Origin of the sequence: Benzoatithermus flavus (genome assembly GCF_037908215.1) — a bacterium.
Classification (GTDB): Bacteria; Pseudomonadota; Alphaproteobacteria; order Geminicoccales; family Geminicoccaceae; genus Benzoatithermus; species Benzoatithermus flavus.
In genome coordinates, this window is sequence record NZ_JBBLZC010000015.1 from 81,507 (window position 1) to 93,987 (window position 12,481).

Here is a 12,481-nt window from a genome sequence, read left to right on the forward strand (position 1 = left end):
CGTCACGGCGAGCTTAGGCGACGGCGGCAGGCGAGGGGAAGACGGCCGGCAGCCCGCCATGTCTGCACCACGCACATGGCTGTGTCAGAAAGAGGCTCCGCCCGGCTGGGGAAAACCACCTTCGGACGAGGGCAGGAACCGATATCCGCGCGGCTACAGCGCGCGCCTCAGGAGGGCGAGCACGATCATCCAGAACGGCAACGCGAGGAGAAGCGCCCAAGCCAGGCCGCGCATCGGGTCGCCTCTCTGGGGCGGCCAGCCGGGCCTCTGCGTTCGGGGAAGCCGCGGCGTCACGTGCGGACGGACGAGACCCGCCCTCTCGTGCGCCGTGACGCGACACATCTTGCCCTTGCGTCGCAGACACATCGGCGGCGCCAGGCCGAGCGCGAGGATGCGGGCTCGATCGTGTTCCCGCGGAGTGAAAAGAGTCTTGGTCATCTGCTGGTTGCTCAGAGCCTCGGCAGAAGGGTCGGATGCAGATATGGCGTGAGCAAGCATCACCCCGGTACACGGTTCCGCGAGAAAACACGCTCGCCGGCACACGGTTGCGCGAGCCGTCTCACCTATGGGCGAGGCTCGGCAAGGGCGCCCCGAACGCCGTCCTCGCGAGCGCATGTCGAAAAATCCGCCACGCCCCCTTGTGTCCGAAAACATCGCTTCCCAAATACCGGCACGTCAGGCGGCAGTCGGGATCGAGAACGATACGGCAGCCGCCCCGAGCCCGGTCAAACGACGGGCAATCTGCACAGTCGCTCAATTGGAGGACGTGTGATGCGTAATCTCGATCTTTCCCCGCTCTTCCGGTCGACCATCGGCTTCGACCATCTCGACAAGCTGATCGAGTCGGCTTTTCGCGACGCCAGCCGCGACAACACTTATCCCCCTTACAACATCGTGAAGCTCGGTCAGGACAAGTACCGCATCTCGATGGCGGCCGCCGGCTTCTCCGAGCGTGACCTGGACATCACCGCCCATGGCGGTCTCCTGACCGTGAAGGGGCAGATCCAGGAGCCCGAGAAGGGGGTCGAGTATCTCCATCGCGGTATCGCCCAGCGCTCCTTCGAGCACCGCTTCCAGCTCGCCGACCACGTGAAGGTCGTGGGTGCGAAACTGCGTGACGGTCTGCTCGACATCGAGCTCGAGCGCGAGGTGCCCGAAGCGATGAAGCCGCGCAAGATCGAGATCGGCAGGGAGAAGCCGCAGCCGCGCGTGATCGAGGGCACGCCCGCGAGCGAGGCCGCAGCGGCCTGACCCGACTTCGGAGACGAGGGGCCGTCAGGGCAGCGGAGCGGCCCTTCACGACGAACGGTCGATCGGGAAGAGGGGGCGAGAGCCCCCTCTTTCGATTTCACATCCCTGGTTTCACCAGCGCCCGGCTTGTTCCTGCTCACGGGCCTCGGCTATATCCTTTCTTCTATGAAGAACGTGCTGCCTTCCCCTCTCGTAGGCGTCACCTCCTGTCTGAAGCCGCGCGACCATTCGCACTTCCACAGTGTCGGCGACAAATATGTCGACGCTGTGGTGGCGGGTGCCGCGGCCATCCCGGTGCTGATCCCTGCCATCGGCGAGCGGCTCGATCCGGACGCGCTGCTCGAGCGCCTGGACGGCCTCCTCGTCACGGGCAGTCCCTCCAACGTCGATCCTTCCCTTTACGGCGGACCGCCACCGCGCGAAGGCAACGAGGCCGACCCGGCGCGGGACGCGACCACCTTGCCCCTGATCCGCAAAGCCGTGGCCGCAGGCGTGCCGCTGTTCGCCATCTGCCGCGGCCTGCAGGAGCTCAACGTCGCCTTCGGCGGCTCCCTGCACCAGCACGTGCACGAGGTGCCCGGCCGCTTCGACCACCGATCCGACAAAACCAAGCCTTACGCCGAGCGCTACGGCCTCGCCCATCCCGTCACGCTCACACCCGGCGGCAGACTGCAGGCGATCCTCGAAGGTGCGGCCCGGATCGAGGTCAACTCGCTCCACGGCCAGGGCATCGACCGCCTCGCCCCCGGCCTCGTGGTCGAGGCCGTAGCCGACGACGGCACGATCGAAGCGGTGAGCGTCGCAGATGCCAGGAATTTCGCGCTCGCCGTGCAGTGGCATCCCGAGTGGCAGGTGCTCGAGAATCGCTGGTCCCGCCTGATGTTCGCGGCCTTCGGCGCCGCGGCCCGGGCGCGGGCCGCCTCCAGGACCAGGCATGACCCAGTTCCAGCAGTGGCTTAGAGAGCACCACGTCACCGAGGTCGAGTGCATCGTCGCCGACATCAACGGCATCGCCCGCGGCAAGATTCTGCCGGGCGAGAAGTTCCTGCGCTCGCTCGAGGACGATTCCTTGCGCCTCCCCGAGAGCATCTTCATCCAGACGGTCACGGGCGATTATCCCGAGGAGGACGTGATCGATCCGATCGATCGCGACATCCGGCTCCGGCCGGACTTCAACTCGATCCGCCTCGTCCCCTGGTATCCCGAGCCCACGGCGCAGGTGATCGCCGACTGCGTCTACCACGACGGCTCGCCGGTCGAGATCTCGGCCCGCCACGTGCTGCGGCGCGTGCTCGCCCTCTACGAGGAGAAGGGCTGGAAGCCGGTCGTCGCACCCGAGCTCGAGTTCTTCCTCACCAAGATCAACGAAGACCCCGACTATCCGCTGGTGCCGCCCGTCGGCCGCTCGCGCCGCCAGGAGACCGCGCGCCAGTCCTTCGGCATCGACGCCGTCAACGAGTTCGACCCGATCTTCGAGGACGTCTACGACTGGTGCGAGGCGCAGGGGATCGACATCGACACGCTGACCCACGAGGCCGGGGCGGCGCAGATGGAGATCAACTTCAACCACGGCGACGCGCTCGAGCTCGCCGACCAGGCCTTCCTGTTCAAGCGCACCCTGCGCCAGGCGGCCTTGAAGCACGGCATCTACGCCACCTTCATGGCCAAGCCCATGGAGAACGAGCCCGGCAGCTCGATGCACGTGCACCAGAGCGTCTACAGCTTCGAGACCGGGCGGAACCTGTTCTCGAACGCCGACGGCGAGGCGAGCGAGCTGTTCCACTGGTTCATCGGCGGGCTGCAGAAGTTCCTCCCCGCCGCGATGCCGCTCCTTGCCCCCAACGTCAACTCGTACCGCCGCCTGCGCCGCTGGTCGACGGCGCCGATCAACGTTCACTGGGGGATCGAGAACCGCACGGTGGGCCTGCGCGTGCCGATCTCCTCGCCCGATTCCCGCCGGGTCGAGAACCGGATCGCCGGCGCCGACGCCAATCCCTATCTCGCCATCGCGGCCTCGCTCGCCTGCGGCTGGCTCGGCATGGTGGGCGAAATCGAGCCCACCGATCCCATCAAGGGCTCGGCCTACCGCTTGGCCCAGACCCTGCCGCAGCAGATGCCGGACGCGCTCCGCAAGCTCCACCAGAGCGGCCCCTTGAAGGAGGTCCTGGGCGAATCGTTCGTCGAGGTGCTGCTCGCCGTGAAGCAGGCCGAGCACGACGCCTATCAGCGCGTCATCAGCTCCTGGGAGCGCGAGCACCTGCTCTTGAACGTCTGAGCCCAGCACGACGGCCGCGCGACCTGCCCGACGTCCTTCGCCAGAACCCGGGCCTTCCGTGGGCGTCGCGGCAGCGAACCCGACCTGCGGCCAGCTCCGGGACGGAGCTCACGGCGACCTGAGCCCGAAGGACACGGCGTAGGCCTGAACCCGCGCATCGATCAGCGGGTCGTCCGAGACCTCGATGCCGTCCGGCAGGTTGTTCGGCATGAACACATTCTCCCGAGCGATCCGATCCGCCTCCGGCGGCACCCTGTCGAAAGCAATGGTGCCGAGCTCCACCAGCTCGCGGTCCTCGGGCCAGGGCTGGGTGGCGTCCCGCGTCTGGTCGCCGGGGCGGGCGAGCTGGGCCATGAGGTGGTACCGCACCGGCTGCCCCTGCCCCAGGCGCGCGACCATGTCGTCCATGAGGAAGTTCGGTGGCCGCCGGGATGCCTCCTCCGCGCCGAGCGTCTGCACTCCCTCGACCGGGACTACCCGTGCGCGGAAGGGTCGACGCTTGCCGGCCGCGTCCACGAAGACGAAGGCATTGATGCCATTGTAGGCCGTTCGCGCGAAGCTCGCCGGCGTCGCCAGGCTCGCCGCGGCGCGGGGCGCCGCGGGATGGGTCTCGCCGAACCGCTCGAGCGGCGTGGGCTTCGGCACGCCCGGACCGCTGGCAGCGGCGGCGCGCAGCAGTTCCAGGAACTCCTCGCCGGTCGCCACGGGGAAGAAGGGCAAGGTGTTCAGCACCATGTCCATCTGCTCGCCGTTCGGCAACTGGAAACGCACCGCGAGGCCGTTCGGCCGCGCCTGCGGCGAGCCGTCGGCAATGTCGGGAATGCCGGTCGCATCGGAGAAGCGTCCGATGACCGGCACCGTCCCGCTCCGGAACAGCGAGGTCCGGCTGAGCCGGGCGCCGGCCTCGGCGGGGATGAAGCTGCCCTCCACCACCACGCCCTTGGCGTGGTTGACCCGCATCCCGGTGTGCCGGCCGAAAAGCTTCTGCATCACCTCGATGGTCTGCTCCGCCACGGTGGCGGCGTCCCGAGCAAAGGCGGCAGCCGGCGCAAGGGCGAGAGGGAACGTCAGGGCCAGCGCAGTGGCGACACGCCTGATCCTGATCGAGTCCATTGCTGCCTCTCTGCGGGTTGGGATGGCACGGGACGGTAGCAAAAGGGGTCGCCTCGTGGACCGGCGGTGGCCGCCGGGTCGGACGACCCTGACCTCCACCCCGATGTTGTCGTGCGTCGCCCGGCAGTAGGGGCGGATCTCCTCGCGGGCGATGCCGGCCACCTCCTCGATCCCTGCCCCGTCGCGCTCCGGGACCGACACTTCCGGGGCGACCGTCAGCCGGAAGCAGCCGTCCTCTCCCCGGCCGATGCCGTCATGAGCGGCGACAGAGGACTCCCGGATCGAGGCCTCGTGCTCCCGTGCCACGCGCAGGAGGGCATTCTCGAAGCAGGCGGCGTAGCCGGCGGCGAAGAGCTGCTCCGGGCCGGCCACAGCAGCGCCCATGCCACCGAGCTCCTTCGTCAGCGCCGGCGGCAGGTTCGGCACGCCATCCGGCGAACGGACCTGCCGCCTGCCGGTGGCGGTTGCGCTCGCGGTGTAGAGAACCTGCATCCCATCTCCTCCCCCGAGCGGCCGACCGGTCGGCAGGCATCGGCACCGTGCCGACCAGAGATCGCCGGGCGAAACCGCCCGCTGCCTGCCTGGTTCCATCACCAGGCTGCGAGCCCCAAGCGGTCGCCGGCGGGCACCGGCCTCAGTGCATGCAGGCTCCGCCGCCGCAGCAGCCGCCGAAGCTCGGCCGCTCGCTGGCGCAGGCGCCCTCGCCGCAGCCGCCCTCGAAGCTCGCCCCCCCGTCATCGCTCCGGCCGCCGATCGCCGGCCGTGCCAGGGCGCGCGGCGCCGGCTCGGCGCAGGTCGGGCAGGGCTGCGGCGCGTCGCTCTCGCTCATCTTGCCCCAGGCCGAAAACTCGCCGTGCTGGTCGCAGTGGTAGGTATAGAGTGGCATCGTGGCAGGCTCCCGATGAATGGCTGAACGAAGATATAGCGGCGCTGGCGCAACCCCGCGAGAGCGTCCAGCGCCGTGCGCTACCCTTCGCTCCCTTCGATACTCCTGCTAGGAGATAGGCGCGAAGGTAAGAACAACGACGGCCGCATAATGCTCTCCGAACAGACCCGCCGCTGGCAGGAGCTCGACGCCCGCCATCACTTCCATCCTTTCACCACCCACAAGGAGCTCGCGGAAAAAGGTGCGAGGATCATCACCCGCGCCGAGGGCTGCTACGTCTGGGACAGCGAGGGGCACAAGATCCTCGACGGTATGGCGGGCCTGTGGTGCACCCAGATCGGCCACGGCCGCGAGCGCCTCGCCCGGATCGCGCACGACCAGATCAGGCAGCTCGACTACTACAACGCCTTCTTCCAGTGTGCGACGCCGCCCGCGGTCGAGCTCGCGGCGAAGCTGGCGCAGCTCCTTCCTCCCGGCATGGACCGGTTCCACTTCGTGAACTCGGGCTCCGAGGCCAACGACACCGTCATCAAGTCGGTCTGGTATTACTGGAACCTGATGGGGAAACCCGAGAAGAAGCACTTCATCAGCCGAACACTGGGTTACCACGGTGTCGGCGTCGGCTCGGCCAGCCTCACCGGCATGCGCTTCATGCACGAGCCGTTCGACCTGCCGCTGCCGCGCTTCCACCATATCGGCAACCCCTATCCCTGGATCGAAGGACGCGGCAAGGACCCGGCCGCGTTCGGCCTCGAGGCCGCGCGCTGGCTGGAGGAGAAGATCCTGGAGCTCGGCCCCGAGAACGTCGCGGCCTTCGTGGCCGAGCCGATCCAGGGCGCGGGTGGCGTCATCATCCCGCCCGAGACCTACTGGCCCGAGGTGCAACGCATCTGCCGGCAATACGACGTGCTTCTCGTCTCGGACGAGGTGATCTGCGGCTTCGGCCGCACCGGAAGCTGGTGGGGCCACGAGACCATGGGGTTCGAGCCCGACATCGTCTCGATGGCGAAGGGCCTGTCCTCGGGCTACGTGCCGATCGCGGCCGTCGCGTTCGGCCGACGCGTGGGCGACGTGATCTTTGCCGGCGAGAAGGAGTACGCGCACGGCGTCACCTATGCCGGCCATCCCGTCTGCGCGGCCATAGCACTCGAGAACATCAGGATCATGGAGGAGGAGGGCCTCGGCACGCGCGCCTCCGGCCCGATCGGCGCCTATTTCCGCGAGCGGCTCACGACCCTCGCCGATCATCCGCTCGTGGGCGAGGTCCGCACCAAGGGCCTTCTCGCCTGCGTCGAGCTCTGCAAGGACAAGGCAACGGGCGAGCTGTTCCAGCCCGTCGGCAAGGTCGGGCTCGTCTGCCGCGATCTCTGCGTCGAGAACGGGCTCGTCATGCGGGCGATCCGCGACGGCATGGTGCTCTCGCCACCCCTGATCGTCACCGAGGAGCAGATCGACGAGATCGTCACGAAGGCGAGAACGAGCCTCGATCAGACCCTGGCCGCCATCGGCCGAGCCTGAACGGTGATGCCAGCCCGACGGGAGCGCTCATGCTGACGATCCTGCGCCAGACCTGGGCGCTGCTTGCGGGCATCGCCCTGCTCATGCTGGGCCACGGGCTCCAGGGCACGCTCCTGGGCGTGCGCGCGAATCTCGAGGCATTCCCGGCCGCGATCACCGGCTTCGTCATGTCCGGCTACTATATCGGCCTCCTTCTCGGCTCCTTCTCGACGCCCAGGCTGGTGTCCCGGGTCGGACACGTGCGGGTGTTCGCAGCGCTTCTCTCCTTGGGCTCGACCGCCATCCTGTTCCATGCGCTCTTCATCGAGCCTCTGGCCTGGTTCGCGATGCGGCTGCTCACCGGCTACTGCTTCGCGGGCGCCTTCATCGTCGCCGAGAGCTGGCTCAACGGCAGCGCCACCAACGAGACGCGGGGCCGGCTCCTCTCGCTCTACATGGTGGTGCAGATGGGCGGACTCGCCGCCGGCCAGTTCCTGCTCAACCTCGCCGACCCGAAGGGGTTCGCGCTGTTCATGCTGGTCTCGGTGCTGATCTCGGTCGCCTCGGTGCCGATGCTGCTCACGGCGAGCCCGGCACCCGCCGTGAGCTCGCCGCGCGGCATCGGCCTTTGGGAGCTCTATCGCGTCTCGCCTCTGGGCGTGGTCGGCATCGTCGGGGTGGGCGTGGCCCATAGCGGCCTCTACAGCATGGGGCCGGTGTTCGCGGCCGAGGAAGGGCTGTCGGTCGCGGCGATCTCGGTCTTCATGGCAGCCGTGATCCTGGGCGGGGTGGTGTTCCAGGTGCCGATCGGCCGCCTCTCCGACCGGCTCGACCGGCGCTGGGTGATCGTGGCAGCGACGCTCCTCACCGCCGTGGTGGCCCTGCCGCCCGCGCTCTTTCCCGATCTGCCGCGCTCCTCCCTGTTTCCGGGCTTCTTTCTCGTCGGCGGCCTGTCGCTGCCGCTCTACGCGGTCTGCGTCGCGCACACGAACGACTTTCTCTCGCCCGAGCAGATGGTGGGGGCGAGCAGCGCCCTCATCCTGGGCTATGGCCTGGGCGCAGCCATAGGTCCCACGCTCACCGCGAGCGCCATGCAGCTCGCCGGCCCTTCGGGTTTCCCCCTCTTCCTGGCGCTCGTTCACGGCGCGATCGGCCTCTTCGCCTTCTACCGCATGACCCGCCGTCCGACCGTGCCCGCCGAGGAGCGCGGGCCCTACATCGTGCTGCCGGCGCCCTCGCCGGTCGTCACCCCGCTGGCGCAGAAGAGCGCTCGTGCCCAGCCCGAGGATCAGAGCATCGAGCCCGTGGCGCTGGCCGATGCAGGGTGACAAATCCGTGCCTTGGCTGCTTTTAGGCCTCGCACCGGAGCCGGTTCGGCGTTATAGTGCAGACGTGGATGAACACCGCCCAGGATCGACGCCGCCATCTCTTCGACTTAGCTCCTCCCAATAGCCCCTGCTCTCGCCGTCCCGCGGACGGCAGGGCCAGTCGCCAGCGGTCTCTCCATTCGGCGTCGTCAGCCTTGGCGAGTATCATGGCGGCATGTGGGCTTCACGAGCCGAGTCTGCAGGGAAATCGGGGCCGATAGGGGTTGGTCGACACCATCCTCAACTCGTCAAGCCCTTCGTGCCCTGGGTAAATCGATGTCTTGTAAACTCTTTGTCGCCAACTTCCCCTACTCGACGACGAGCGACGAGCTGAGTGGCCTCTTCAGCACGCACGGCAACGTGCTGTCGGTGAAGATCGCCACCGACCGGGAGACCGGTCGCTCGCGCGGCTTCGGCTTCATCGAGATGGGCTCCGAGCAGGAGGCGGACAACGCGATCCGCGAGCTCGACGGCTACCAGATCGGCGGCCGCAGCCTCGCCGTGCGCGTTGCCGAGGAGCGCGCCCGTCCGGGTGGTCCGGGCGGTCCCCGCGGTCCGCGCGGCCCGCGCTCCGAGAATGGCGGTGGCGGCTTCGGTGGCCCGAGGGGCGGCGGCTTCGGCGGCCCGCGCGGCCCGCGCGACGATATGGGGGGCGGTGGCGGCTTCGGCCGTGGCCCGCGTGGCCCCCGTTCCGGCCCGCGCTTCTGATCGCCTGATCCGAACGAGCGTCGGTTCCGCCCCGCTGTCGGCGAGACGGCGGGGTGGATCGCGCCGTACTTCGAACGCAGGGTGGCAGCCTCCCGCCCGGCGGGTGTCTTTGTCCCTCCGGGGCTCGCGTTGACGCTGCCCCGCCTGCTTCCTACATACGGGCCTGGACTGCAGATCGACCCAGCACCGGGATGATCGTCGAGCTAAGCGCCCGTTCCAAAGAGGTTTTCCGCCAGATCGTCGACGCTTACGTCGCGACCGGCGAGCCCGTTGGTTCCCGCACCATCGCCAGACGCCTGGAGGAGCAGGTCTCGCCTGCGACCATCCGCAACGTCATGGCCGATCTCGAGGAGGCAGGCCTCCTCTATGCCCCCCACACCTCCGCCGGTCGGCTGCCGACCGAGGCAGGCTTGCGGCTCTATGTCGACGGCCTGCTCGAGGTGGGCAACCTCACCGAGGAGGAGCGCCACGCGATCGAGAGCCAGTGCGCCGTGCGCGGCCGCAGCATCGAGGCCGTCCTGGGCGATGCGTCGGACGCGCTCTCGGCCCTCTCGCGCTATGCCGGCATCGTCACCGCCCCCACCAACGACCGGCCCTTCCGCCACATCGAGTTCGTTCCGCTCTCGCCGGGCCGGGCGCTGGTCATCGTGGTCGGCGACAACGGCCTCGTCGAGAACCGGGTGATCGACGTGCCCTTGGGCATGCCCGTCTCGACCCTGATCGAAGCCGGCAACTATCTGACGGCACGGCTCAGCGGCCGGAGCTTCGCGGAAGCGCGTGCGCGCATCGTCGAGGAGATCGAACAGCACAGGACCCAGCTCGACGCGCTGACCGAGAAGGTGATCAAGGCCGGGCTCGCCACCTGGTCCGGCGACGGCGACGGCCGGGGCAGCGGCTTTCTCATCGTGCGCGGCCACGCGAAGCTGCTCGACGACGTCACGAATCTCGCGGACCTCGAGCGCATTCGGACGTTGTTCGAGATGCTGGAAGCACGACAGAGCATTCTCCGCCTGGTCGAGCTCACCCAGTCCGCGAAGGGGGTGCAGATCTTCATCGGCAGCGAGAACCAGCTTTTCGGTATGTCCGGCTGTTCGATGATCGTTGCCCCCTACCGCGCGGGCACGGAAGGCGGGCGCGGGGCCTCCGTCGTGGGGGCGATCGGTGTGATCGGCCCCACCCGTATGAATTATGCCCGCATCATCCCCCTGGTCGACTATACCGCCCGGGTGGTCAGCCGGCTTCTCGGCGCACCCGACACCGAGACGAGACGATGAGCGACACGACGCGCGAGAATTCCGAGATCGAGCAACCTGCCGCGGCCGCCCCGGCGAACGACGCCGCTCGGGCATCGGCCAACGACACCGAGCCACGGACGGAGGAGGCGCCCACACCCGAGGAGGTGGCCGAGCTCAAGGACCGCCTGCTCCGCACGCTCGCCGACATGGAGAACCTGCGCCGGCGTACCCAGCGCGAGATCGAGGACGCCCGCAAGTTCGCCATCACCGGCTTCGCCCGCGATCTCCTCGAGGTCGCCGACAATCTCTCCCGTGCGTTGGCCTCGGTCCCGCCCGAGGCGCGCGAGGCGAACGAGTTCGTCAAGAACCTGGTGCTCGGCGTCGAGATGACCGGGCGCTCGCTCCTGAACGCCTTCGAGAAGCACCAGGTCCGCAAGGTGGAGCCGCAGAAGGGCGACAAGTTCGACCACAAGCTGCACCAGGCGATGTTCGAGGTGCCGACCAACGCCCAGCCGCCCGGCACCATTGCCGAGGTCGTGCAGGCCGGGTATGTGATCGCCGACCGCCTCCTGCGGCCGGCGCTCGTCGGTGTGGCCAAGGCGGCTCCGCAAGCGGATACCGCCGCGGACGAGGAGACGACGGAGCCGGGGGTGCGGGTCGACACCGTCGCCTGAATCCGGCCTCGGGGAACGGAGGCGGCGCTGCGCCGCCTCGCCTGGCAAGCATGCACTGAAGGACAGCGCTCATGCAGAGCAGCGTGAAGAAGGTCGTCCTGGCCTATTCGGGCGGCCTCGACACCTCGGTTATTTTGCGATGGCTGCAGGACCACTATCGCTGCGAGGTCGTTACCTTCACCGCTGACCTCGGCCAGGGCGAAGAGCTCGAGCCCGCCCGCGCCAAGGCCGAGATGATGGGTGTGAAGCAGATCTTCATCGAGGATCTGCAGGAAGAGTTCGTGCGCGACTTCGTCTTCCCGATGTTCCGCGCCAACACCCTCTACGAGGGCAGCTATCTCCTCGGCACCTCGATCGCCCGGCCCCTGATCGCCAAGCGCCTGATCGAGATCGCGCAGCTGGTGGGGGCGGATGCGGTGGCGCACGGGGCCACCGGCAAGGGCAACGACCAGGTCCGCTTCGAGCTGTCCTGCTATGCGCTCAACCCGCACATCAAGGTGATAGCACCTTGGCGCGAGTGGGATCTCGATTCCCGAGAGAAGCTGATCGAGTACGCCGAGGCCCGCCAGATCCCGATCCCGCGCGGCAAGCGGGGCGAGCCGCCCTACTCGACCGACGCCAACCTGCTCCACATCTCCTACGAGGGCAAAGCGTTGGAAGACCCGTGGGTCGAGCCCGACGAGGAGATGTTCACCCGCACCGTCTCGCCCGAGCTCGCCCCCGACAAGCCCACCTATGTCGAGATCGGCTTCGAGCGCGGCGATGCGGTCTCGGTCGACGGCGAGCGCCTGTCGCCGGCCCAGCTCCTGCGTCGGCTCAACGACCTCGCGGGCGCTAACGGCGTAGGCCGGCTCGATCTGGTCGAGAACCGCTTCGTCGGCATGAAGAGCCGCGGCGTCTACGAGACACCGGGCGGCACCGTGCTTCTGGCCGCGCACCGGGCGATCGAGAGCATCACGCTCGACCGGGGTGCCGCACACCTCAAGGACGAGCTCATGCCGCGCTACGCCGAGCTCATCTACAACGGCTTCTGGTTCGCACCCGAGCGCGAGATGCTCCAGGCCCTGATCGACAGGAGCCAGGAGAACGTCACGGGCACGGTCCGCCTCAAGCTGTACAAGGGCTCGGTGCAGGTGGTGGGCCGCAAATCACCTTGTACCCTCTACAGCCATGCCTTCGCGACCTTCGAGAAGGACACGGTCTACAACCAGCGCGACGCCGAGGGCTTCATCCGCCTGAACGCACTGCGCCTGCGCATTGGCGCCCTGGCGAAGGAGCTGGCGGAGAAGTGATTCGAAGAGCCCGAGCGCCGGTCGCGTAAGCCGGCCGGGCCATCGGACGCCCATGAAGCGAGGCCGGCGGTGTCTTCCCGCCGGCCTCTTTTCTTGCCGTCGCGGGGGGCCGGGGGGGGGCGGGGGGGGGGGGGGGGGGGGTCACCCCCGGAGGAGGTGGGGCGGGGGGGGCCCCGGGCGGCC

11 protein-coding genes are annotated in these 12,481 nt (G+C 68.5%); 9 read left to right on the forward strand and 2 right to left on the reverse strand.

Annotated elements, in window-relative coordinates:
- Positions 1-771: 771 nt before the first annotated feature.
- From U1T56_RS15425 to U1T56_RS15435, 3 genes are all read left to right on the forward strand, one after another.
- Entirely contained in the window at positions 772-1,251 is a 480-nt protein-coding gene (locus tag U1T56_RS15425; protein ID WP_418160379.1) for an Hsp20 family protein, read from the forward strand.
- A gap of 126 nt (positions 1,252-1,377) precedes the next feature.
- On the forward strand, positions 1,378-2,211 hold the full coding sequence (locus tag U1T56_RS15430) for a gamma-glutamyl-gamma-aminobutyrate hydrolase family protein (RefSeq protein WP_418160380.1): 834 nt from the start codon (positions 1,378-1,380) through the stop codon (positions 2,209-2,211).
- A complete protein-coding gene (locus U1T56_RS15435; protein WP_418160381.1) occupies positions 2,186-3,526 on the forward strand; it encodes a glutamine synthetase family protein in 1,341 nt (446 codons plus the stop codon). Before U1T56_RS15430 ends, U1T56_RS15435 begins: the two co-directional genes overlap by 26 nt.
- Before the next feature lie 108 nt (positions 3,527-3,634).
- Here U1T56_RS15435 and U1T56_RS15440 read toward each other — a convergent pair whose 3' ends face one another.
- Both U1T56_RS15440 and U1T56_RS15445 read right to left on the reverse strand, forming a co-directional pair.
- Complete coding sequence (locus U1T56_RS15440) at positions 3,635-5,131, reverse strand: catalase (RefSeq protein ID WP_418160382.1); 1,497 nt, start codon at positions 5,129-5,131, stop codon at positions 3,635-3,637.
- Positions 5,132-5,273: 142 nt separating this feature from the next.
- Complete coding sequence (locus tag U1T56_RS15445) at positions 5,274-5,525, reverse strand: zinc ribbon domain-containing protein (RefSeq protein WP_418160383.1); 252 nt, start codon at positions 5,523-5,525, stop codon at positions 5,274-5,276.
- Between the two features lie 150 nt (positions 5,526-5,675).
- On the opposite strand from U1T56_RS15445, the gene U1T56_RS15450 reads away from it, so the two are divergent.
- The 6 genes from U1T56_RS15450 to U1T56_RS15475 all read left to right on the forward strand — a co-directional run bounded on the left by U1T56_RS15450 (position 5,676) and on the right by U1T56_RS15475 (position 12,298).
- A complete protein-coding gene (locus U1T56_RS15450) occupies positions 5,676-7,043 on the forward strand; it encodes an aspartate aminotransferase family protein (protein WP_418160384.1) in 1,368 nt (455 codons plus the stop codon).
- 29 nt (positions 7,044-7,072) lie between these two features.
- A complete protein-coding gene (locus U1T56_RS15455; protein ID WP_418160385.1) occupies positions 7,073-8,350 on the forward strand; it encodes an MFS transporter in 1,278 nt (425 codons plus the stop codon).
- A gap of 315 nt (positions 8,351-8,665) precedes the next feature.
- Positions 8,666-9,097: an RNA recognition motif domain-containing protein gene (locus U1T56_RS15460; protein WP_418160386.1), complete on the forward strand. Its 432-nt coding sequence runs from the start codon at positions 8,666-8,668 to the stop codon at positions 9,095-9,097.
- Positions 9,098-9,288: 191 nt separating this feature from the next.
- Positions 9,289-10,371 carry a heat-inducible transcriptional repressor HrcA gene (hrcA, locus tag U1T56_RS15465; RefSeq protein WP_418160387.1) on the forward strand — a complete coding sequence of 361 codons (1,083 nt, stop codon included), beginning with the start codon at positions 9,289-9,291 and terminating at the stop codon, positions 10,369-10,371.
- On the forward strand, positions 10,368-11,006 hold the full coding sequence (gene grpE, locus U1T56_RS15470; protein WP_418160388.1) for a nucleotide exchange factor GrpE: 639 nt from the start codon (positions 10,368-10,370) through the stop codon (positions 11,004-11,006). The genes hrcA and grpE overlap by 4 nt, the downstream gene beginning before the upstream one ends.
- Before the next feature lie 71 nt (positions 11,007-11,077).
- Entirely contained in the window at positions 11,078-12,298 is a 1,221-nt protein-coding gene (locus U1T56_RS15475) for an argininosuccinate synthase (protein ID WP_418160389.1), read from the forward strand.
- The last annotated feature ends 183 nt before the right edge of the window (positions 12,299-12,481 follow it).